This window comes from Stenotrophomonas acidaminiphila (assembly GCF_014109845.1).
GTDB classification, from domain to species: Bacteria; Pseudomonadota; Gammaproteobacteria; order Xanthomonadales; family Xanthomonadaceae; genus Stenotrophomonas; species Stenotrophomonas acidaminiphila.
In genome coordinates this window covers 2,671,935-2,694,128 of sequence record NZ_CP043567.1, presented here as the reverse complement: position 1 = coordinate 2,694,128, position 22,194 = coordinate 2,671,935, and the positions used below count along the sequence as shown (strand labels likewise).

Genomic DNA, 22,194 nt, shown 5'->3' with positions numbered 1-22,194 from the left:
GGTGCGGCGTGCCTGCCGTGGGCACGGCCTGTGCGGGATGAAACGGTGGTGGCCCCCGCCGCGAATGGCGAGGGCGCCGGGTCAGGCGGCCTGCGGCAGGCGCAGCGAGCGCACCAGGCCGCCGACATCGACGATCAGCGCGACCCGGCCATCGCCGAGGATGGTGGCCCCGGAAACGCCGCCGATGCGGCGGTAGTTGTTCTCGATGTTCTTGACCACGACCTGCTGCTGGCCGAGCAGTTCGTCCACTTCCAGGGCGATCTTCTGGCCGTCGCCCTCGACCACCACCACCAACGGGTCGGCATGGCTGTCCCGGCGGTAGCCGTAGTACTGGCCCAGCGACAGGATCGGCAGGTACTCGCCGCGCACGCGCAGCACGCGGCCTTCGCCGGCCATGGTGCGGATGTCTTCGGCCTTGGGCTGCAGCGCCTCGAGCACGTAGGCCAGCGGCAGGATCAGGGTCTCGCCGGCGACCGACACGGTCATGCCGTCGAGGATGGCCAGGGTCAGCGGCAGGCGGATCAGCACCCGGGTCCCGGCGCCGGTCTGGCTTTCCAGCTGCACTTCGCCGCCGAGCGCCTGGATGTTGCGGCGGACCACGTCCATGCCCACGCCGCGGCCGGACAGGTCGGTGACCGCATCGGCGGTGGAGAAGCCGGGCTGGAAGATCAGGTCCCAGACCTGGGTATCGGTCGGGTTGTCGGGAATCGCCAGGCCGCGTTCGTGGGCCTTGGCCAGGATCTTGTCGCGGTTCAGGCCGCGCCCGTCGTCGCTGACCTCGATGACGATGTGCCCGCCCTGGTGCGAGGCGGCCAGGGTGATGGTGCCCATCTCGTCCTTGCCGGCCTGGCGGCGTACGTCGGGCATTTCCAGGCCGTGGTCGATCGAGTTGCGCACCAGGTGTACCAGCGGGTCGGCGATCTTCTCGATCAGGCCCTTGTCCAGTTCGGTGCCTTCGCCGATGGTGCGCAGCCGGACCTGCTTGCCCAGGCGCGAGGACAGGTCGCGCACCAGCCGCGGGAAGCGGCGGAACACCGCGTCCACCGGCAGCATGCGCACGCCGATCACCGCTTCCTGCAGGTCGCGGGTATTGCGTTCGAGCAGGTCCAGGCCGGCCAGCAGGCGTTCGGCGTGCGACGGGTCCAGGCCGCCGGAGACCTGCTTGAGCATGGCCTGGGTGATGACCAGCTCGCCGACCAGGTTGATCAGCGCATCGACCTTGTCGACGCTGACGCGGATCGAGCTTTCAGCCTCGTGCGTGGCGCCCGCCGCGGTGGCCGCGGCGGCGGCCGGGCGTGCGCCCGTGGCGACCTCGGCGGCCACTTCCTGTGCCGCGGTCGGGGCGTGGGTGGCCAGGCTCGGCGGGGCGATGATCGGCTGGATGTCCAGCTCGCAGTCGTCCACGACCCAGGCGAAGGTATCTTCGATCTTGCTGCGCGGGATGCGTCCGGTCAGGCCCAGGTCCCAGGCGATGTAGGCTTCCAGCGGGTCCATCTGCTCGAATCCGGGCAGGCGCTGCATGCGCGCCTCGACCTGCAGCGGGCCGAGGGTTTCCAGCTCGCGGATGATGCGCAGCGGATCGTTGCCGCTCATGAACAGCGAGGGCGCCGGGACGAAGCCGATCTGCCAGCCTTCCGGTTCGGCCGCGGGGTGTTCCTGGCGGGCCGCGACCGGCGCGGCGGCGGTGCCGGAGAGCACCGCTTCCAGCCGCGCCTTGACCGCGGCGACCGCGGCCGGGTCGGCGGCCTGGCCGTGTTCGGCCTCGCGCAGCAGTGCGCGCAGCACGTCCACCGAGGACAGCATGGCATCGACCGCGGCGCTTTCCAGCACCCGCTTGCCGGCACGCAGCTCGTCCAGCAGCGTCTCCAGCACGTGGGTCAGGCCGGCGATGGCCTCGAAGCCGAAGGTGCCGGCGCCGCCCTTGATCGAATGCGCGGCGCGGAACACCGAGTTGATGATTTCCGGATCCTGCTGCCCGTCCTCCAGTGCCAGCAGCCCGGCCTCCATGGCGTCCAGCCCTTCGCGGCTTTCCTCGAAGAAGGTGGCGTGGAAACGTTGCAGGTCCATGCTCATCGGCGCGCTATCCGGTCGGGGTTCGGGGCGGTGGGAGGGCGATCAGCCCAGGACTTTCTGGACGGTGGCGACCAGCTGTTCCGGGTTGAACGGCTTGACCAGCCAGCCGGTCGCGCCGGCGGCCTTGCCCTCGGACTTCTTGTCGGCGGCCGACTCGGTGGTCAGCATCAGCATCGGGGTGAACTTGTAGTCCGGCAGCTGGCGCAGTTCGCGGATGAGCGCGATGCCGTCCATGTTGGGCATGTTCACGTCGGTGACCACCGCATTGAACTTGGCGCCCTTGGCGCGGCCCAGGGCAATGGCGCCGTCTTCGGCCTCCTCCACGGAAAAGCCGGCCGAGGTGAGGGCGAAGGCCACCATCTGGCGCATCGACGCCGAGTCGTCCACCACCAGGATTCGAGCGCTCATGCAACGTTCTCCACAGAATTCGATTTGTCAGGGGTTGCGTCCAGACCCAGGGTCTGGAGGACGCCGAGCAGGCGCGCGGCGTCGCGGAAGGTGTCGGTAGCGTCGTCGAAGACGGTGGCATGGCCGGCCTGGCGGCGGGCCAGGACGAAGGCACACAGCACCTGGATGGCGGCCGTATGCACCCGGCCCACCTGGCTGGCATCCACGCGCAACGCGCCGCTCTGGCCCAGGTGCGGGGTCAGGTGTTGCTTCAGGTCGCTGGTGGACTCGATGCCCAGGTCCTGCGCCAGTGCCACAGTGCTCATCGTTGCTCCGGAGAGACGGTACTGGACCAGTTAACGGCAGTGCCTGGGCGATCTTTAAGGGGCGGGATCAAATGCGCGTGAATCCGTGAACTGGCGCACGGAACGCGGCCTGCGCCGGGCACGGGCTCAGCGCCGGGCGGCATGCCGTTTCAGCGCTCGCACTGCAGCAGTTCGGACGCATCGAGCAGGATCATCGGCTGCTGGCCGATGCGGGCCACGCCGCGGAACAGGGTGTTGGAGATCTGGCAGATGCGCGCGGTATCGGGCGGCTCGATCTGCGACTCGGTCAGGTTGGCCACGTCCTCCACCGCGGACACCCGCAGGCCCAGCACCTCGCCCTTTTCCTCGAGCACCACGATGCGGGTCTGGCTGCCTTCGCCCACCGCGGCGAAGCCCAGGTGCAGGCCCAGGTCGATCACCGGTACCACCTGGCCGCGCAGGTTCATGATGCCGAGCATCGAGGCGGCGGTGCCGCGCAGGCCCAGCAGCGGTACCGGCAGCACCACTTCCTGCACCTTGAGCAGCTCCAGCGCATAGGCCTGGGTGCCGCAGCGCAGGCGCAGCCAGCGCGAGGTGCGTTCGCTGGCCCGGCGCTGCGGCCGTTGTGGCTCGCGTGCCTGCGCCTGCAGTGCGGCCCAGACATTGTCGCCGTCGGCCACTGCCGGCGGCGCGGCTTCGTCGACCGCCGGTGCGGCGGCGCTGCGTGCAGGGGCCGGCGCAGGGGCAGGCGCGGGGGCCGGCACCGGCGCTGCCACAGCGGGCACGACAACCGGCGTCACCGGGCTGGCCGCCGTGGCCGCAGGCGCTGCCGGGGCGGGGGTGGCTGGGAGGGGCGGCGGCGGGACGGCATCTGGCGCGACCGGCGCGACCGGCGCCGTCGCAGCCGCGCGGGCGGGCGCTGCCGGCACCTGTATCGGTGCCGGCGCGGGCATCGCGTCGAGCAATAGTTCGCCCAGATAGTCGTCCAGCACGTCGGTGCCGTTCATGCCGCGCGCTCCAGTTGCGCGGCGTCTTCGGCACGCAGCCATTCGAGTGCGCGGCGGTAGGCCGACAGGCCGCGCCCCGGGTAGGCGTCGTCATGCGCCGGGGCGGTGAGGGTGGCCGGCGTGCTGATCCGGGTATCGATCGGAATCGCGTCTTCCCAGACGCGCTCGCCATGCCGGTCCTGCATCTGCCTGAGGGTTTCGTTGCCGGTCCGGGTACGGCGGTCGAACAGGGTCGGCAGGATCGACACCGGCAGCGGCCGGCCGCGCGAGCGCTCGACCATCTGCCCGGTGCGCACCATGCCTTCCAGCCCGTGCAGCGCCAGCGGTTCGGCCTGGGTGGGAATGATCAGGCGGTCGGCGGCGGCCAGCGCGTTGATCATCAGCAGGCCCAGGGTCGGCGCGCAGTCGAGCAGGATGTAGTCGTGGCGCTGCCCGTGCTGGGCCAGCGCGTGCTGCAGGGCCAGGCCCAGGCCCGGCTGGTTGGCGCTGCGCCGTTCCAGGGTGGCCAGCGCGGCCTGCGCGCACAGGTAGTCCAGTCCGGGGATGGCGCTGTCGCGGGCCAGCGCGGCGATCTCGCCGGGCGGGGTGGCGAACAGTTCCAGCACACCCGGCGGCGGCGGATCCAGCGGCACGCCGAAGGCCCGGGTCAGCGAGGCATGCGGGTCGAGGTCGATCAGCAGCACGCGCTGGCCGAGCGCGGCCAGGCCGCGGCCCAGCGCCAGTGTCGTGGTGGTCTTGCCGACGCCGCCCTTCTGGTTGGCAATGGCCCAGATACGCATCAGTGCACTCCTTCTATTGCTGCCGGCAATGCCGGTCCGGACGTGCGCGCGGGCGCCTCGGCGCCGGCGGCATCGCGGGTGGGTTGTGCGGCGCCGACCGTGGTCGCGCCGTCGGCCAGCGCGTCGGCGCTGGCGGCCGAATCGGCCAGGATGATGACCATGACCCGGCGGTTGCGGTTGCGGCCCTCGGCCTGCGCGTTGCTCTCGCGCGGGCGGAACTCGCCGTAGCCCATCATCGCCAGCCGCTGCGGCTGCACGCCGTGGTCGGCGAACAGGTGAACCACGCTGGCCGCACGTGCCGCCGACAGTTCCCAGTTGGACGGGTACTGCGCGGTGGCGATCGGCATGGTGTCGGTATGGCCTTCCACGCGCACGCCGTTGGGCACGTCCTGCAGCACGTCGGCCAGCTTGCCCAGGGTCTGCCGCGCCTGCGCGTCCAGTGCCGCCGAACCGGTGGCGAACAGGATGTCGCTGTTGATCTCGACCTCGATCCACAGTTCGGTGCGGCGCACGGTGATCACGCCCTGGTCGACCAGCGGCGCCAGCGCCCGGGTCAGCTTCTCGGCGATCTGCCCGAGCTGGCGTTCGGCGCGCTGCAGCTGCTCGCGGTCGCGCAGCGATACCGGGCGCGTCATCTGCGACGCCATCGACGGCAGCCGGGTCGGGTCGGAGACCGCGCCGCCGGTCATGCTGGGGGCGCGGATCACCGCCGGCGTGTCGTGGCCGCCGCCCTGCAGCTGCTGGTGGCCGACCTGGACCTGGGTGATGGTGCGCGGCGCGCCGCCGAAGGCGGTGGTCAGGGCATCGGCCATTACCCGGTACTTGCCTTCGTTGAGCGAGGAAATGGCGTACATCACCACGAAGAAAGCCAGCAGCAGCGTCATCAGGTCGGCATAGGGGATGGCCCATGCCTCGTGGTTGGCGTGCTCTTCGTGGGACCTGCGGCGTGCCATGGTTCAGCCCACGAAGCCGGCCAGGCTGGTTTCGATGTTGCGCGGATTCTCGCCATGGGCGATGGCGATCAGTCCTTCGATGATCATCTCGCGCTCGCGGCTGTTGTGCGCGATCACGCTCTTGAGCTTGGCCGCGACCGGCAGGAACAGCAGGTTGGCCGAGGCGATGCCGTAGATGGTGGCGGTGAACGCGGCGGCGATGCCGTGGCCGAGCTTGCTCGGGTCGGCCAGGTTCTTCATCACCGCGATCAGGCCCAGCACCGCGCCGATGATGCCCAGGGTCGGGGCATAGATGCCCATGCCCTCGAACACCTTGGCCGCGGCCAGGTCGCGGTGTTCCTGGCCGCTGAGTTCGATTTCCAGCATGTGCCGGATCGCGTCGGGCTCCACGCCGTCCACCACCAGCTGCAGGCCCTTGCGCAGGAACGGGTCGTCCTGCATTTCCACCTGCGGCTCCAGCCCGAGCAGGCCCTGGCGGCGGGCGATGTTGCTCCACTCCACGATCTGCCGGATCAGTGCCTGGCGGTCGCTGGCCGGCGGCTGCACCACCCAGCGCACGATCCTGAAGGCGTGGCGGAAGATCGCCGGCGAAGTGTGCAGCAGGATCGCCGCCACGGTGCCGACGATGACGATGACGAATGCCGCCGGCGACCACAGCGAGGACAGGCCGGCTCCCTTGAGTATGCTGCCACCCACCAGCGAGGCCAGTGCGAGGAAGAGTCCGATGATGCTGAGTCTGTCCATTTAACGAATATCGGCGCGTGCGCGGGGTACTTGAACGGGTGGGGGGGCGGCCGCGGGCGCGGCGGGCGGGTGTGGCCGCGGGCTGCGGCGGTCATGCGCCGCTACCGGCGCGACCGGCGGGCTTACTCCTGGCTGCGCAGCCCGTCCACGTCCAGGATCAGCGCCATGCGGCCGTCGCCGATCAGGGTGGCGCCGGCATAGCCCTTCAGCCCGCGCAGCGCCTTGGGCAGCGGCTTGATCACCACTTCCTCGCGGCCGCGCACCTGGTCCACGACCAGGCCGAAGCGGGCCTCGCCGATCTGCAGCACCACGATGGTGAGCAGGGTCGACTGCGCCGGTTCCACGTCCAGCCACTGGCGCAGGTCCACCAGCGCCAGCGTGTGCGACTTGCGATCAAGCACGGCGCGGCCGTCGAACCAGCCCAGCGAGGTGCGCGGTGCGTGCAGCACTTCCATCACCCGTGCCAGCGGCAGCGCGTAGATGTCCTCGCCGGCCTGCACCAGCAGGGTCGGCAGGATCGCCAGGGTCAGCGGCACGCGGATCAGGAAGCGGCTGCCGCGGCCCAGTTCCGACTGGATCTGGATCTGCCCGCTCAGTTCGCGGATGCGCGACTGCACCACGTCCATGCCGACGCCGCGGCCGGAAATATCGGTGACCTGCTGCTTGGTCGAGAAGCCGGGCAGGAACACCAGGTGCAGGCATTCCTCGCTGCTCAGCCGTGCCGCCGCCTCCGGGTCCAGCAGGCCCTTCTCGCGGGCCTTGGCGCGCAGCCGCTCGGGATCGATGCCGGCGCCGTCGTCCTGCACCTCGATGCTGACGTAGTCGCCTTCCTGCTGCGCCGACAGCCGCACCCGGCCCATGCGCGGCTTGCCCTGCGCTTCGCGCAGGTCGGGCATTTCCACGCCATGGTCGATGGCGTTGCGGACCAGGTGCACCAGCGGATCGGCCAGCGCCTCGACCAGGTTGCGGTCGAGTTCGGTCTCGGCGCCGATCAGTTCCAGGTCCACTTCCTTCTTCAGGCTGCGGGCGACGTCGCGGGCGACCTTGGGAAAGCGCGAGAACACCTTGCCGACCGGCTGCATGCGGGTGCGCATCACCGCCGACTGCAGGCGCGCGGTGGCGATGTCCAGGGTGGACACGGCCCGGTCGAGTTCTTCGTCCTTCAGCCGTGCGCGCAGGGTCTTGAGCCGGTTGCGCGAGAGCACCAGTTCGCCGATCAGGTTGACGATGGCATCCAGGCGCTTGGTGTCCACGCGCACGGTCTGTTCCGGCTCGACCGCAGCCTTGGCCGCGGCCGGTACCGGGGGGGCCGCGCGTGCCGGGGCGGCCGGAGCCGGTGCCGGGGGCACGGCGGCTGCGGCGGCCGGCAGTGTACGGGCGCCGGGAGCGGCGCCGGCATGCAGGGTGTCGAGCAGGGCCTCGAATTCGTCCTCGCTGATCAGGTCGTCGCCGCCCCGGGCCGGTGCGGCCGGGCGGGCGGTGGCCGCGACGGGGCGGGTGCCGGGGGCGGCGCCGCCATGCAGCTGGTCGAGCAGGCTCTCGAACTCGTCCTCGGTGATCAGGTCGCCGCCCGTGCGGCTGGCGGCTGGCGCGGTGCTGGCCGCTGCCGGGCGGGTGCCGGGAGCGGCGCCGCCGTGCAGCTGGTCGAGCAGGTTCTCGAATTCGTCTTCGGTGATCAGGTCGCCGGCCGGCGCCGCGACCGGCGCGGCCGCCGCGACCGGCGCCGCGGGGGCCGGGGTCGCATCGACGTCGAACAGCGCGATCAGCGACGGCGGCGCGTGCTGCGGATCGGTGCCGGCCGACACCGCGTCGAGCATCGCCTGCAGCCAGTCCAGCGACTGCTGCGCGGCGTCGAAGTGGTGCGCCTGCAGTACCGCCTTGCCCGAGCGCGCCATGCCCAGGGTTTCCTCGGCGGCGTGGCACAGCTCGACCATGGCGTTGATGCCGAGGAAGCCGGCGCCGCCCTTGAGCGTGTGGAAGCCGCGGAACACCGCGTTGAGCTGGTCGTTGTCCTGGGGCGACTGCTCCAGGGCGACCAGCTGTTCGCCGAGGCGATCCAGGATTTCCTGGGCCTCGATGATGAAATCGGCGGCGATGTCGTCGGCGAAGGCGCTCATGGCATCACAGCCCCAGGTTGGAGAGCAGGTCGTCGGCGTCGTTCTGGCTGACGGCGTGGCGGTCGATGCCTTCCAGCGCCGGGCCGGCGAGGCCGCGACCGCGCGCCTCGTCTTCCGGTGGCGGCAGGCCGAGCGCGCCGAAACCCTCGTGCACGCGGCGCACGATGCCGACCACGCGGCGGATGATCTGGCCGGTCAGGTCCTGGTAGCTCTGGGTCAGGGCGATCTCGGTGAGGTTGTGGCGGATGCGCTCCAGCGCCTGCTCGTGTTCGATCGCCGGCACGCTGCCCTCGCGCAGCCCGCTGACCAGCTCGCGGCACTGCTCGGCCAGGTCCAGGGTGCGGTGGGTCGCTTTTTCGGTCATCTCCACCACGTGGTCCAGGCGCGCGCAGGCATCGTCCAGCTCGCCGGCCTCGGTGGGGACCGTCGGCAGCTCGCCCAGGGCCTGGCCCAGCTCGCGCGCAAGGCGCCCCAGCCCGGCCATCATCGGCTGCGTGCGCAGCGCGGCCAGCGCGTCGATTTCACGGCGCCAGCCGTTCTCGTCGCCGCCTTCCAGCGCTGCCAGCGCGTCCTGCAGGTGCTGCACCAGGACCGATTTCTCGCTCGGAGTTCCGCTGGACATGGTCATCAGGCGCTCGCTGCCAGCCGCTCGAAGATCTTGCCCAGCTTCTCTTCCAGGGTCTGCGCGGTGAACGGCTTGATGATGTAGCCGTTCACGCCGCACTGCGCGGCCTCGATGATCTGCTCGCGCTTGGCCTCGGCGGTGACCATCAGCACCGGCAGGGTCTTGAGCCTGGCATCGGCGCGGATCGCCTTGAGCAGTTCGATGCCGGTCATCACCGGCATGTTCCAGTCGGTGATCACGAAATCGAACGGCTGGCTGTTCAACAGCGCCAGCGCGGCATGCCCGTCCTCGGCTTCGGCGGTGTTGGTGAAGCCCAGGTCGCCCAGCAGGTTCTTGACGATGCGCCGCATGGTCGAGAAGTCGTCGACGATCAGGATCCGCATGTTCTTGTTCAAAAGGTGTTCCTCTTCATGGTTCGACGAGGCCGGCGTCGGCCGCCTCGAAAATCTTCAGCCGGCCACGCAGCCGCAGCATGGCCTGGCCGTGGATCTGGCACACGCGCGACTCGCTGACCCCGAGCACCGCGCCGATCTCCTTCAGGTTCAGCTCCTGCTCGTAGTACAGCGACAGCACCAGCTGTTCGCGCTCGGGCAGCTGGCCGATGGCCTTGCCCAGTTCCTCGCCGAACTGGCTGCGCTCGAGCACCTGCTGCGGGGTCGGGCCGCCGGTGGCCGGCGTGTCCAGCTCGCCCTGGTCCTCGATCCGCGATTCCAGGCTCAGCACCTGGCCGCGCGCGGCGTCCTCGATCAGCCGCATGTACTCGGGCAGCGGCATGTCCATGGCCTGCGCCACCTCGGTCGCGCTGGCGGCGCGGCCGGTGCTCTGTTCGATGCGGCGGATGGTGGCGGCGGCATCGCGGGCGCGGCGATGCACCGAGCGCGGCACCCAGTCGCCACGGCGGATCTCGTCGATCATCGAGCCGCGGATGCGGATCGAGGCGTAGGTCTCGAACGAGGCGCCCTGTTCGGCGTCGTAGCTGCGCGAGGCTTCGATCAGGCCCATCATGCCGGCCTGGATCAGGTCGTCGATCTCGACGCTGGCCGGCAGGCGCGCCGCCAGGTGGTGGGCGATGCGCCGCACCAGGTCCGAATGGCGGGCGATGCAGTCGTTGGCGCTGGCGCGCTGGACTTCGCGGTAATGGGCGGCCGGGTTCATGTCGCCACCCCGCGCTGGATGATGCGCTCCAGGAAGAACTCGACGCCGCCGCGCGGCTCGGTCGGCGCCTGCCAGCGGGCGGTGCGGCGGGCGATCTCCTGCAGCGCCAGCGCCGCCGGCGCCGACGGGTACAGCTTGACCACCGGCTGCTGGCGCTGCACCGACAGGCGCAGCCAGTCGTCCTGCGGCACGCAGCCCAGGTAGTTGAGCGAGACGTCGGTCAGGAACTTCTCGCACACCCGCACCAGCTTCTCGTACAGCATGCGGCCTTCGTTGGGGTCGCGGGCCATGTTGGCCACGACCTGGATCCGGTCGACCCCGCGCTCGCGCGAGAGCACCTTGATCAGCGCGTAGGCGTCGGTGATCGAGGCCGGCTCGTCGCAGACCACCACCACGGTGTCCTGCGCGGCCTGGCAGAAGGTCAACACGCTGTCGGTGATGCCGGCGGCGGTGTCGATGATCATCACGTCCAGGTCGCGTTCCAGCTCGGAGAACACGTTGACCAGGCCGACGTGCTCGGCCGGCTGCAGTTCGGCCATGTGCCGGCGGCCGGACGCGGCCGGCACCACCAGCAGGCCGTCGGGGCCTTCGATGATGACGTCCTCCAGCGTGCAGCGCCCGGCGACCAGGTCGGCCAGGGTGTGCTTGGGCTGCAGGCCGAGGATGACGTCGATGTTGGCCAGGCCGAGGTCGGCGTCCAGCAGCAGCGTGCGCTTGCCCATGCCGGCCAGCGCCACGGCCAGGTTGGCCGAGACGTTGGTCTTGCCCACGCCGCCCTTGCCGCCGGTCACCGCGATGGTGCGCACGGGGCCCGCGGGCTGGCGGCGGGTGGCCGACAGCGGGAAGGCATTGGTCAGCTTGGCGTACTCACGCGACGGCATGGTTCAACTCCGGGTTGCAGGGCATATCGGCCGCGCGGCGCAAATCTTCAAGGCGAAGCACCAGATTGGCCGCCGAGGCGCGGTGCAGGTCTTCCGGCACGTCCTGTCCGTCGGTCACCCAGGTGATCGGCAGGCGATGGTCCACGGCCACCGAAAGGGCCGAGCCGAAGCGGCCGGTCTCGTCCAGCTTGGTCAGTACCAGGCCCTGCGGGTTGGCCGCGCCGAAGCGGCGCACCACCTCGTCCATGTCCTGGAAGCTGGTGTTGGCCGGCAGCACCAGCAGGGTGCGGATCTGGCCGGCGGCGCGCAGCCACTGCAGCTGCGCGGTCAGGGCGCGGTCGCGCTGGCCCAGTCCGGCGGTGTCGATCAGCACCAGCTTGTAGTCGGCCAGGCGCTCCAGCAGCTGGTTGAGGTTGGTGCCGCTGCTGGCTTCGTGCACGGCGATGCCGAGCTGGCGGCCGAAGCCGTACAGCTGCTCGCGGGCGCCGATGCGCTGGGTGTCGGTGGTGACCAGGGCCACGTCGCGGGCGGCGTGGGCTTCGGCGAAGCGCGAGGCCAGCTTTGCGATGGTGGTGGTCTTGCCGGCGCCGGTCGGGCCGACCAGGGCGATGACCCCGCCGGCCTCGATCGGGTCGACCGGGGCGATCGGCAGTTTCTTGGAGATCAGCCCCAGCATCAGCCCGCGGGCGCGTGCCGGGTCGATATCGGCCGGCATCTGTACCGCCACGTCGCGGGCCAGGCCGGCGTCGAAGCCGTACTCGTCCATCAGGTCCAGGGCGTTGGCGCGCACCGGGCTGCCGCGCAGGCGTTCGTCGGTGAAGCGGTTCATTTCGCGCTCGATCAGCTGGCGCATGCCGGCCACTTCCTGGCGCAGCTCGGCCAGCTGGCGGTCGTCGCGCGGCGCCGCGGCCACCACGCTCAGCACGGGCGCGGCGACGGCGGTGTCCACGGCCGGCGCCGGAACATTGACGGTGGCTGCGGCCGGGGAGGCGACGGGCGCTGCCGGTTCGGCCGGCAGTGCCGGTGCGACGGCATCCGGCATGGCGGGCGGGACGATGGCCGCCTCGATCCGTGTGGCCGCCGCGGCCACCTGCCGGGCCGGTGCCTCCGGTGGCGGATCGATCGCGAAGTGGGCGCGGTTGCCGGCGGCGGGCGCCACTGCCGGTGCGGCGACGGCGAAGCCCTCCGGGCGGAATGCCGGCACTACCGGCGTATCGTCCGGCACCGCCGGGAAGGTCGCGAAGATCTGTTCCGGCAGCGCGGGCTGGCGTGCGACGGCGGGGGCAGGGGCGTGGGCGGGCTGCGGCTTGAGCAGCGAGGAAAAGCGGCTGCCCGGGGCCAGCTCGACGCTGCTGTCGATGGAGCGGCCGGTGGCGCCGACCGCCGAGCGGGCGAGGGCGGCAACGGCCGAGGCGGTGGCCACCACCGGTTCCGGTTCCGGGGTCTTGCGGCGGGTCACCGCGGCGATGATCGCCTCGGCGGCGCTGCGCGGCTTGGGCGCCGGCGGCGGTGCCGGGCGGGCGGCTTCCAGGGCGCGCTGCACGACGCTTTCGTCGTAGTGGGCGGCCGCCACGATCTCGACGCCTTCCTCGATCCGGCGATTGGACAGGATGACGGCGTCGGGGCCATGTTCCTTGCGCACCAGGTTCATGGCGGTGCGCATGTCGGCGGCGACGAAACGTTTGATCTTCATGCTGGAGTACCGGGAATTCGTGTGCGGGTGCGACGCGGGAGCAGTGGCGTTGGCGGTGTCGTGCATGGCGGTGCGTGCTCCTCGTCCTTCGTGTGTGGCGGTGGCCGGCTAGGTGTCCGTTCTTTGACGTCGTCCTGCGCCGCCGCCGGTTTCCAGGCTGTCCTCAGCTGATCGTGCCGACCAGCTTCAGGCGCTTGTCTTCCGGTACCTCGCTGTAGGCCAGCACCGACAGCGAGGGGACGCTGTGGCGGACCATCCGCGCGAGGGCGGCGCGGACCGGGCCCGGTACCAGCACCACGGCCGGCTCGTTCCGCGCCTCCTGCTTGCCGACACATTCGGCAAGACTCTGGTGGAGGCGCTCGGCGAGACCGGGTTCCAGCGCGGCACCGTTGCCCTGCGTGGATTCCTGCAAGACCCGTTCCAGTTGCGGGTTCAGGGTGAACACCGGCAGTTCCGGCGACATGCCGGCGATCTCCTGCACGATGAACCGGCCCAGCGCGTTGCGCACCGCCACGGTCAGCGCGGTCGGGTCCTGGCTGAGCGGGGCGTTCTCGACCAGCGCCTCGGCGATCTTGCGCAGCTGCCGGATCGGAATGCGCTCGATCAGCAGGTTCTGCAGCACCCGCGCCACCACCGAGATCGGCAGCGCCTTGGGGGTCAGGTCCTCGACCAGCTTGGGCGCGCTCTTGGCCAGGGTCGCCAGCAGCTGCTGCACTTCCTCGTGGCCCAGCAGTTCCGGCGCGTGCTCGCGGATCAGGTGCGACAGGTGGGTGGCGACCACCGTGGCCGGGTCGACCACGGTGTAGCCCAGCGACTCGGCATGGGCGCGCTGGTGCGGCTGGATCCAGGTGGCGTCCAGGCCGAAGGCCGGGTCCTTGCCGGGAATGCCGTCCAACTGGCCCATCGCGCTGCCGGGGTCCAGTGCCAGCTCGCGGTCGGGATGGATCTCGGCGCTGGCGACCGGCACGCCGTGGATCAGCACCCGGTAGGTGGTGGGCGCCAGCTCGAGGTTGTCGCGGATGTGCACCGACGGGATCAGGAAGCCCACGTCCTGGGTGAGCTTGCGGCGCACGCCCTTGATGCGTGCCATCAGTTCGCCGCCCTGGGCCTTGTCCACCAGCGGGATCAGCCGGTAACCGACCTCCAGCCCCAGCGGGTCGACCGGGCGCAGTTCGTCCCAGCTCAGTTCGGCGGTCGGCGCCGGCTGCGCGCCGAGCAGGCCGGGGATCTCGCCGGCGGCGGCCGCGCCGGCCTCGGCGCTGGCGGCCGCTGCGGCAGCCGTGTCGCGCTTCCACAGTTTCCAGGCCAGGAAGCCGAGGATCGACGCCAGCACCAGGAACGCCAGGTTGGGCATGCCCGGGACCAGCCCGACCAGGCCGATGATGGCCGCGGCGATGGCCAGCGCCCGGTACTGGCCGAATACCTGGCCCATCATGGCCTGGCTCATGTCCTGGGCGCGCGAGGCGCGCGTCACCAGCATCGCCACCGCGCTGGACACCAGCAGCGCCGGCAGCTGCGCCACCAGGCCGTCGCCGATGGACAGCAGGGTGTAGGTGGAGGCTGCGTCGGCGAACGGCATGCCGTGCTGGAGCACGCCCACCGCCAGGCCGCCGAGCAGGTTGATGAACAGGATCAGGATGCCGGCGATGGCGTCGCCGCGGATGAACTTGCTGGCGCCGTCCATCGCACCGTAGAAGTCGGCTTCCTCGCGCACTTCCTCGCGCCGCGCCTTGGCTTCCTCGCGGGTCAGCAGGCCGGCGTTGAGGTCGGCGTCGATCGCCATCTGCTTGCCGGGCATGGCGTCGAGGATGAAGCGCGCGGTCACTTCCGACACGCGTCCGGCGCCCTTGGTGATGACCACGAAGTTGATGATGGTCAGGATCGCGAACACCACGATGCCGACCGCGTAGTTGCCGCCGATCACGAACTCGCCGAACGAGGCGATGACCTTGCCCGCGGCCTCGTGGCCATTCTGGCCGTTGAGCAGGATGACGCGGGTGGAGGCCACGTTCAGCGCCAGCCGCAGCATGGTGGTGACCAGCAGCACGATCGGGAAGATGGTGAAGTCCAGCGGCCGCTTCACGTACACCACCGCCAGCAGCACCATCAGCGAAATGGCGATGTTGAAGGTGAACAGCGCGTCCAGCACCGGTGCGGCCAGCGGCACCACCACCATCGCCAGCAGCGCCAGCACGATCAGCGGCGCGCCGAACCCCTGGCGGATCGCATCGAGCAGGCGGCGCGCGGTGGCGGGCATGGGCTGGGCGCTCATGGGCGGGCCCCCTTGCCGAACTCGTCGATGTCGATGGCCGGCTGCTGCGGCATCGGCCCGCCGCGCCAGGTGCGCAGCTGGTAGACGTAGGACAGGATCTGGGCGACGGCCGAATACAGTCTCACGGGGATTTCCTTGCCGAGTTGGCTTTCCCTATACAAGGCGCGTGCCAACGGCGGTGCCGAGACGATGGCCACGCGGTTGCCGTCGGCGACCTGGCGGATCCGCAGGGCCAGCTCGTCCACGCCGCGGGCCACCACGGTCGGCGCGTTCATGCGCCCGGCCTCGTACTTGAGCGCCACCGCATAGTGGGTCGGGTTGACCACGACCACGTCGGCACCGGGAACGGCCTCCATCATCCGCCGCTGCGAGAGCTGCATCTGCATCTGGCGGATGCGGCCCTTGACCTCGGGGCTGCCCTCGCTTTCCTTCATCTCGCGGCGGACCTCGTCGCGGGTCATCTTCAGCTTGCGCAGCCAGTTCCAGTGCTGGTACGGCGCATCGATCGCGGCCAGCAGCAGCAGCGCCCCGGCCGTGGCCAGCAGCAGCCGCAGGGTGAAGCCCAGGCCGTCGAGCACCGCCCGTTCCAGCGGCATCTGCGGCAGCGTGCGCAGGGCGTCGAAGCCGTGCCAGATGCACAGCCCGGCGGCGCTGCCGACGAACAGCATGCGCAGCAGCGACTTGGCCAGTTCCGCCAGCGACTGCATGCCATAGATGCGCTTGAGCCCGGACATCGGGTTCATGCGGTTCAGGTCGGGCATGAGCGCCTTGGACGACACCCGCAGCCCGCCCATGATCAGCGGCGAGACGAAACTGGCGAGCAGGCACGCCAGCAGCAGCGGCCAGGTCGCCAGCAGCAGCCGCAGCAACAGCATCCCGGCATGGCCGAACAGCGCGTCGGGGGTCTGCAACAGGCCCGGCTCGGGGGCCAGCGCCGTGCGCATCCAGGCACGCGCATTGCCGCCGATCACCCCGGACAGGGTGGCGACGGCGATCACGCCGGCACCGAACACCGCGGCGGTGGCCAGTTCGCGCGAACGCGGTATGTCGCCCTTCTCGCGGGCATCGCGCAGGCGTTTGCCGGTAGGTTGTTCGGTTTTTTCGGTGCCGTCTTCGTTTTCAGCCATGGCCTGGCGCGGGTACTGGATCCGGCCTGGGGCGTGCAAGAACCGGGCCAGCGCACCGGGGCCGGCGGTGGGCCGGCGGGGGGCGCGTGCCGGGCCCGGTCAGGCGCCGGGGGTCAGAGCCCGCCGCCGGCGTACAGGCACATGAAGCTCTCCGGGCCGACCGGCCGCCCCAACTGGTAGCCCTGCAGGTGGTCGCAGCCCAGGCGTTCGGCATAGGTGCGCTGGCCCGGGGTCTCGATGCCCTTGGCCACCACCTCCATGTTCAGGGCGTGGCCCAGCGCCACGATCGCCGCGACCACCACCACGTCCTCGTCGCTGTCTTCCAGCGCCATCACGAAGGCGCTGTCGATCTTGATCTCGGTGGCGGGCAGCCGGCGCAGCTGCAGCAGGCTGGAGAAGCCGGTGCCGAAGTCGTCTATGGAAATGCCCACGCCCAGGGCGGCGATGGCGCGCAGCACGGCAACCGCGGCGTCGGCGTCGCGGGTCACCGCGTTCTCGCTGACTTCCAGCACCAGCCGCGACGGCTCCAGTTCATGGCGCTGCAGGACCTGGCGCACGTCCTGGACCAGGCGCTGCGAACCGAGCTGCAGCCCCGACAGGTTCACCGACACCTGCCAGCTGGAATGGCCGGCATCGTGCCAGCAGCGCATCTGCCGGCACGCCTCGTCCAGTACCCACTGGCCGATTCCCTCCATCAGCCCGTTCTGTTCGGCCAGGCGGATGATGCGCCCGCTGGGTACCGGCCCGTGCGCGGGATGGCGCCAGCGCAGCAGCGCCTCGGCGCCGGTGACCAGGCCGCTGTCGGCGTGCACCCGCGGCTGGTAATGCAGGCTCAGCTGCGGCGTGCCGACGGCCTGGCGTAGGTCCTGCAGCAGGCGCCGGTCCTGCTCGGCGTCGGCGCTCATCCATTCGGCGAACCGGGCATGGGTGTTGCGGCCGGCCAGCTTGGCGTGGCCGGTGGCGATCTCGGCATGCGCCACCAGCGGCGCGGCCGTGGCGCCATGCGCCGGGTACAGCGCCAGCCCCAGGCTGGCGGTGACGCGCATGTCGCGCCCGCCCACGCGCACCGCGCCGAGCGCGACGAGGATGCGCTCGGCCAGTGGCGCGGCGCCGGCATCGTCGGCCAGCGGCAGCGCGATGACGTACTTGTCGCCGCCCAGGCGGCCGACCAGGCCGCCGTCCGGCAACAGCCGGCGCAGCTGTTCGGCCACGTCGACCATCACCGTGTCGCCGGCCTGCGCGCCGAATGCGCTGTTGATATGGCGGAACTCATCCAGGTCCAGGGCCATCACCGCGCATGCGAGCCGGGCCGCGTGGCAGTGCTGCAGCAGCTGGTCGATGCGCTCGTGCGAGAGCTGGCGGTTGGGCAGGCCGGTCAGCGAGTCGTGGCGGCTGGCATGGAACAGCTCCTTGCGGGCATCGTCCAGCGAGGCCGACAACGTCGAGTTGCGCCGCCGCAGCAGGCGTGCCTGCATGCGCTGCTCGAACAGCGAGATGACCAGCACCACCGCCATCATCGTCACGGTCAGCAGCACCACGCAGGCCGCCAGCCATTCCACGCCGATCCCGCCGCTGCTCGCCGCGGCGCACACCGAGCCAGCCGGGAACCGTGCCGCGGCCATGCCGGTGTAGTGCATGCCGACGATGGCCAGGCCCATCACCACGGCGGCAGCCACGCGCTGCGGCAACGCGCCTTGCCGCGCGCGCATGCGCAAGGCGATGTGCAGCGCCGCCCACGAGGCAAGCACCGCGATCGCGATGGAAAGCGCGACCCGCGATGGCACGTAGTCGATGGCCGGGTGCATGCGCAGCGCGGCCATGCCCACGTAATGCATCCAGGCGATGCCCAGGCCCATGAGCAGCGCGCCCAGCGCCAGCCGCGGGTGCGGCAGGGTGGGGCGGGATACCAGCCACAGCGCGAACAGCGAGGTGGCGATGGCGACCAGCAGCGATTCGATGGTCGGCCAGAGGGCATAGCCGAGCGGAATCGGCAGGCGGAAGGCGAGCATGCCGACGAAGTGCATCGACCAGATGCCGGTGCCCATGGCGACGGCGCCCGCGAGCAGCCAGCCGGTGGCCGCGCCGCGATGACGCGAGGCCGATACCCGCGACGCCATGTCCAGCGCGGTGAACGAAGCGAGCACCGCGACCAGGACCGACAGCACGACCAGCAACGGGTTGTAGCTTCCTGCAAGCATGGCATCCTCCCTCTGCGCCCGATGGCACGCAGGGCGTGCCACGCTTCCGTGGATGCCGGCCGAATCCATGCCGGCACGGGTTCCAGACTATCCCGGGCCGGCGTGCGACAGGCAAGCGGGCGGGTGCTGAATGCGCCCGCCGGCACGCTGCCGGCTCAGCCCGCCACTTGCCGTGCCGCGTCGAACGCGCTGTCGAACAGGCGCTGCACCGGCGTGGCCATTTCCCCGGCCAGCAGCGCCAGCAGGAACAACCCCAGCAGCAGCGATACCGGCAGGCCCAGCTGCATCGGGTGCAGGGCCGGCGCGGCCCGGGCCAGCACGCCGAAGGCCAGGTTCACCGCCAGCATCGCCACTACCAGCGGCAGCGCCAGGGTCAGCGCGCCGCGGAACACCTGCAGGAACAGGGTCGGGGCCAGTGCGGCCATCGCGTGCGGGTCGGGCAGCGCGGTGCCGATCGGCAATGTCCTGTAGCTGTCCACCAGCAGCGAGATCAGCGCCAGGTGGCCGTTGCTGGTGAAGAACAGCAGCCCGAACAGCAGGTAGAACCATTGCCCGACCACGCCGGAACTGCCGCCGCGCAGCGGGTCGCTCATCTGCGCGAACGCCAGGCCGGTGCCCTGTGCGACCAGCTCGCCGGCCATCGCGCCGGCCTCGAAGATCAGCCGCAGCAGGAAGCCGATGCTCACCCCGACCGCCAGCTCGCGGGCGATGCCCAGCACCGTGGCCGCATCGAAGCCGCTCCATGCCGGTACCGCCGGCAGCACCGGTGCCAGCGCCACCGACAACGCCACGGCGAGCAGCGCCCGCACCCGCGCCGGGACCGCGCGCGAGCCCACCATCGGCATGGCCATCAGCATCGCGCCGATGCGCAGCATGACCCACAGCGTGGTGCCGATGATGGCGAAGGCCTGCTGGCCGTCGATCATCATCCGGGTGATCGGATCCATGGCGCCGCCTAGCCGATCAGGTGCGGAATGCGCTGGAACAGCAGGGTGGTGAATTCCACCAGGTGGCCAAGCAGCAGGCTGCCCAGCGCGAACAGCGCCGCGGTCAGCGCCGCGGCCTTGGCGATGAAGGCGATGGTCGGCTCGTTGAGCTGGGTGGCAGCCTGGATGATGCCGATGACCACGCCGACCACCAGTACCACGACCAGCAGCGGTCCGGCGATCCAGAGGGTGGCGACCAGGCCGCCGCGCAGTTCGGTAAGGGCAAGTTCGGGGGACATGGAAAGCCGGAGATCAGGAGGGAGCGGGGCCGCGGCGCGGACGTGTGGACGACAGGGACGGGCGCGCGGTGCTTCAGACCGCGTTGAAACTGGCCGCCAGCGTGCCCACCACCAGCACCCAGCCATCGACCAGTACGAACAGCAGGATCTTGAACGGCGCCGAGATCAGCATCGGCGAGAGCATCATCATGCCCATCGACATCAGCACGCTGGACACCACCAGGTCGATGATCACGAACGGGATGAAGATCAGGAAGCCGATCTCGAACGCGGTCTTCAGCTCGCTGGTGACGAACGAGGCCACCAGCACCGGGAACGGGATCGCGTCCGGGCCCGCGTAGGGCCCCTGGCCGGCCAGCCCGGCGAAGGTCATCAGGTCGGTCTCGCGCACCTGCGCCAGCATGAACGCACGCAGCGGCTGGGTGGTCAGCGTCCACGCGGTCTGGAAGTCGATCTTGCCGTCCAGATACGGGGCCATGCCGGTGGACCACGCCTTGTCCCAGACCGGCATCATGATCATCGCGGTCAGGAACAGCGCCAGCCCGAGCAATACCTGGTTGGAAGGCGTCTGCCCGGTGCCCATCGCCTGCCGCAGCAGGCCCAGCACGATGATGATGCGGGTGAAGGCGGTCAGTACCAGCAGCAGCGACGGCAGCAGGGTGATCGCCGTCATCAGCAGCAGCGTCTGCAGCGGCAGGCTGACCGGGGCGCCGCCGATCCTGCCGACGTTCACGTCGGGCAGGGTCGGCATCTGCGGCGCGGCGGGGGTCGCCCAGGCCAGCAGCGGCAGGGCCAGCAGCGCGAACACGATCGCCAGCTGGCAGCAGAAACGGGAATTGAAGCGTTGCGGCAGCATGCTCAGGCGTCCTTGCGCAGCTTCTGTTGCAGCAGCTGCGCGAAATTCGGTAGGTGTTTCAGGTTGGGCAGGGTGGCCGGCGCCAGCGGGGGCAGCGGCTCGGGCAGGGTATGCAGGGCGCTGATGCCGCCGCCGGTCACGCCCAGCAGCAGTTGCTGGCCGTTGACCTCGACCACCACCACGCGTTCCTTGGCGCCGACGTTGAGGCTGGCCACCAGCTTCAGCCCTTCGGCGGGACGGAACCCGCTGCCGGGCATGCGCTTGAGCAGCCAGCCCAGACCGACGATCAGCGCCAGCACCGCCAGCAGCGCCATCACCGCGCCGAACAGGCCCGGCGCGGTGGCCGCGTGCTGGCCGACCGGCGCCGCCTGCGGATGGCCCTGGGCCATCGCGGCGACGGCCAGGGCGGCGGCCGGCAGCAGGCTCAACGCAGTCTCCGGATGCGCTCGCTGGGGCTGACCACGTCGGTCAGGCGCACGCCGAAGCGGTCGTTGATGACCACCACCTCGCCGTGTGCGATCAGGGTGCCATTGACGAACACGTCCAGCGATTCGCCGGCGCCGCGCTCCAGTTCCACCACCGAGCCCTGGTTGAGCTGCAGCAGGTTGCGGATCGGCACCCGCGCGCGCCCGACTTCCAGCGACAGCGTCACCGGCACGTCCAGGATCACGTCCAGGTTGAGGTCGGTGTTGCCGTCGCCCTCGGCCTGCAGGTTGGCGAACTGCGCCGGCTCGGCGGCGGGCGCGGCGGGTGCGGTGGTCTCGGAGGGATCGTGCTCAGTCATGGGAGTTTTCCTGGGACGCGGACGGGCGCGGCGGCCTGCCCGGCGGATGGGTAGCGGTGATCTTGATGGCGTTGCGGTCGCCGGCGATGCCGAACTCGCCGGTGAACACCGGGATGCCCTCGACGCACAACGGCACTTCCTTGAGCATCTCGATGGGCAGGATGTCGCCGACCTTCAGCCGGCTGAGCTCGCGCAGGCTCATGCGCCGGCGCGCGATCACGCTGGACAGCTCCACCTCGGCGGTGTCCAGCTGCTCGCGCAGCATGATCGCCCAGCTCTCGTCGCGGTCGTTGCGGTCGCTCTGGATGCCGGCGTCGAGCAGTTCGCGGATCGGTTCCAGCATCGAGTACGGCAGGGTGATGTGGATGTCGCCGCCACCGCTTTCCAGCTCGACGTGGAAGCGGCACACCACCACGTACTCGCGCGGGCTGACGATGTTGGCGAAGTGCGGGTTGATCTCGGAATTGATGTAGTCGAAATCGACGTTCATCACCGGGCTCCAGGCCTCGCGCAGGTCGACGAAGGCCTGCTTGAGCATCAACTGGATCACGCGCATCTCGGTGGCGGTGAACTCGCGGCCCTCGATGCGGGTGTGGTAACGCCCGTCGCCGCCGAAGAAGTTGTCCACCACCGCGAACACCAGGGTCGGCTCGAACACGATCAGGCCGGTGCCGCGCAGCGGCTTGAAGCGGACCAGGTTGAGGTTGGTGGGCACGTACAGCGAATGCAGGTAATCGCCGAACTTGATCAGCTCGATGCCGCGCACCGAGATTTCGGCCGAGCGCCGGATCAGGTTGAACAGGCCGATGCGCCACAGGCGCACGAAGCGTTCGTTGACCATCTCCAGCGTGGGCATGCGCCCGCGGATGATGCGGTCCTGGCTGGCGAAATCGTAGGGCCGCGCCTCGCCCGGGGGCGGTTCGGGTTCCACGGTGTCCACCGTACCGGAATCGACACCATGCAGCAGGGCGTCGATTTCATCCTGGGACAGCAGGTCGTTGATGCTCATCGGC

Annotated in this window: 22 protein-coding genes; all 22 read right to left on the bottom strand. The window is 70.5% G+C overall.

Annotation, left to right across the window (positions count from 1 at the left end; translation table 11 throughout):
- Window positions 1-81 precede the first annotated feature (81 nt).
- The 22 genes from F0P95_RS12320 to fliM all read right to left on the bottom strand — a co-directional run bounded on the left by F0P95_RS12320 (window position 82) and on the right by fliM (window position 22,190).
- A complete protein-coding gene (locus F0P95_RS12320) occupies window positions 82-2,073 on the bottom strand; it encodes a chemotaxis protein CheA (RefSeq protein WP_182334467.1) in 1,992 nt (663 codons plus the stop codon).
- A gap of 42 nt (window positions 2,074-2,115) precedes the next feature.
- Window positions 2,116-2,481 carry a response regulator gene (locus F0P95_RS12315; protein ID WP_182334466.1) on the bottom strand — a complete coding sequence of 122 codons (366 nt, stop codon included), beginning with the start codon at window positions 2,479-2,481 and terminating at the stop codon, window positions 2,116-2,118.
- Window positions 2,478-2,786, bottom strand: coding sequence for an STAS domain-containing protein (locus tag F0P95_RS12310; RefSeq protein WP_182334465.1), 309 nt, complete (start codon window positions 2,784-2,786; stop codon window positions 2,478-2,480). Before F0P95_RS12310 ends, F0P95_RS12315 begins: the two co-directional genes overlap by 4 nt.
- 149 nt (window positions 2,787-2,935) lie before the next feature.
- Complete coding sequence (locus F0P95_RS17830) at window positions 2,936-3,289, bottom strand: chemotaxis protein CheW (RefSeq protein ID WP_425515936.1); 354 nt, start codon at window positions 3,287-3,289, stop codon at window positions 2,936-2,938.
- Window positions 3,290-3,768: 479 nt separating this feature from the next.
- A complete protein-coding gene (locus F0P95_RS12300) occupies window positions 3,769-4,551 on the bottom strand; it encodes a ParA family protein (RefSeq protein WP_182334464.1) in 783 nt (260 codons plus the stop codon).
- Window positions 4,551-5,504: a flagellar motor protein MotD gene (gene motD / locus F0P95_RS12295; protein WP_182334463.1), complete on the bottom strand. Its 954-nt coding sequence runs from the start codon at window positions 5,502-5,504 to the stop codon at window positions 4,551-4,553. Before motD ends, F0P95_RS12300 begins: the two co-directional genes overlap by 1 nt.
- 3 nt (window positions 5,505-5,507) lie before the next feature.
- Window positions 5,508-6,248 carry a flagellar motor protein gene (locus F0P95_RS12290; RefSeq protein WP_104938864.1) on the bottom strand — a complete coding sequence of 247 codons (741 nt, stop codon included), beginning with the start codon at window positions 6,246-6,248 and terminating at the stop codon, window positions 5,508-5,510.
- A gap of 122 nt (window positions 6,249-6,370) precedes the next feature.
- The gene (locus F0P95_RS12285) at window positions 6,371-8,365 is read right to left on the bottom strand and encodes a chemotaxis protein CheA (protein WP_182334462.1); all 1,995 of its coding nucleotides are present in this window, start codon (window positions 8,363-8,365) and stop codon (window positions 6,371-6,373) included.
- A gap of 4 nt (window positions 8,366-8,369) precedes the next feature.
- Window positions 8,370-8,993, bottom strand: a complete 624-nt coding sequence (locus F0P95_RS12280) for a protein phosphatase CheZ (protein ID WP_425515868.1) — start codon at window positions 8,991-8,993, stop codon at window positions 8,370-8,372.
- Entirely contained in the window at window positions 8,993-9,385 is a 393-nt protein-coding gene (cheY, locus tag F0P95_RS12275; RefSeq protein ID WP_182334461.1) for a chemotaxis response regulator CheY, read from the bottom strand. Before cheY ends, F0P95_RS12280 begins: the two co-directional genes overlap by 1 nt.
- 13 nt (window positions 9,386-9,398) lie before the next feature.
- On the bottom strand, window positions 9,399-10,145 hold the full coding sequence (locus tag F0P95_RS12270; protein ID WP_182334460.1) for an RNA polymerase sigma factor FliA: 747 nt from the start codon (window positions 10,143-10,145) through the stop codon (window positions 9,399-9,401).
- A complete protein-coding gene (locus F0P95_RS12265) occupies window positions 10,142-11,026 on the bottom strand; it encodes a MinD/ParA family protein (RefSeq protein ID WP_182334459.1) in 885 nt (294 codons plus the stop codon). Before F0P95_RS12265 ends, F0P95_RS12270 begins: the two co-directional genes overlap by 4 nt.
- Window positions 11,013-12,719 carry a flagellar biosynthesis GTPase FlhF gene (gene flhF, locus F0P95_RS12260; RefSeq protein WP_182334458.1) on the bottom strand — a complete coding sequence of 569 codons (1,707 nt, stop codon included), beginning with the start codon at window positions 12,717-12,719 and terminating at the stop codon, window positions 11,013-11,015. Before flhF ends, F0P95_RS12265 begins: the two co-directional genes overlap by 14 nt.
- Before the next feature lie 163 nt (window positions 12,720-12,882).
- Entirely contained in the window at window positions 12,883-14,991 is a 2,109-nt protein-coding gene (gene flhA / locus F0P95_RS12255) for a flagellar biosynthesis protein FlhA (RefSeq protein WP_182334457.1), read from the bottom strand.
- Window positions 14,988-16,118, bottom strand: a complete 1,131-nt coding sequence (gene flhB / locus F0P95_RS12250) for a flagellar biosynthesis protein FlhB (RefSeq protein WP_182334456.1) — start codon at window positions 16,116-16,118, stop codon at window positions 14,988-14,990. The genes flhA and flhB overlap by 4 nt, the downstream gene beginning before the upstream one ends.
- A gap of 113 nt (window positions 16,119-16,231) precedes the next feature.
- Window positions 16,232-18,316: a putative bifunctional diguanylate cyclase/phosphodiesterase gene (locus F0P95_RS12245; protein WP_182334455.1), complete on the bottom strand. Its 2,085-nt coding sequence runs from the start codon at window positions 18,314-18,316 to the stop codon at window positions 16,232-16,234.
- Window positions 18,317-18,471: 155 nt separating this feature from the next.
- A complete protein-coding gene (gene fliR, locus F0P95_RS12240) occupies window positions 18,472-19,263 on the bottom strand; it encodes a flagellar biosynthetic protein FliR (RefSeq protein ID WP_182334454.1) in 792 nt (263 codons plus the stop codon).
- A gap of 8 nt (window positions 19,264-19,271) precedes the next feature.
- A complete protein-coding gene (locus F0P95_RS12235; protein WP_054665837.1) occupies window positions 19,272-19,541 on the bottom strand; it encodes a flagellar biosynthetic protein FliQ in 270 nt (89 codons plus the stop codon).
- Between the two features lie 73 nt (window positions 19,542-19,614).
- Window positions 19,615-20,397, bottom strand: coding sequence for a flagellar type III secretion system pore protein FliP (fliP, locus tag F0P95_RS12230; protein WP_182334453.1), 783 nt, complete (start codon window positions 20,395-20,397; stop codon window positions 19,615-19,617).
- A gap of 2 nt (window positions 20,398-20,399) precedes the next feature.
- The gene (gene fliO / locus F0P95_RS12225) at window positions 20,400-20,825 is read right to left on the bottom strand and encodes a flagellar biosynthetic protein FliO (RefSeq protein WP_425515867.1); all 426 of its coding nucleotides are present in this window, start codon (window positions 20,823-20,825) and stop codon (window positions 20,400-20,402) included.
- A complete protein-coding gene (gene fliN / locus F0P95_RS12220; protein WP_182334452.1) occupies window positions 20,822-21,181 on the bottom strand; it encodes a flagellar motor switch protein FliN in 360 nt (119 codons plus the stop codon). The genes fliO and fliN overlap by 4 nt, the downstream gene beginning before the upstream one ends.
- Window positions 21,174-22,190 (bottom strand): flagellar motor switch protein FliM, encoded by a 1,017-nt coding sequence (fliM, locus tag F0P95_RS12215; RefSeq protein WP_182334451.1) that lies wholly within the window; start codon window positions 22,188-22,190, stop codon window positions 21,174-21,176. Before fliM ends, fliN begins: the two co-directional genes overlap by 8 nt.
- Window positions 22,191-22,194: the final 4 nt, after the last annotated feature.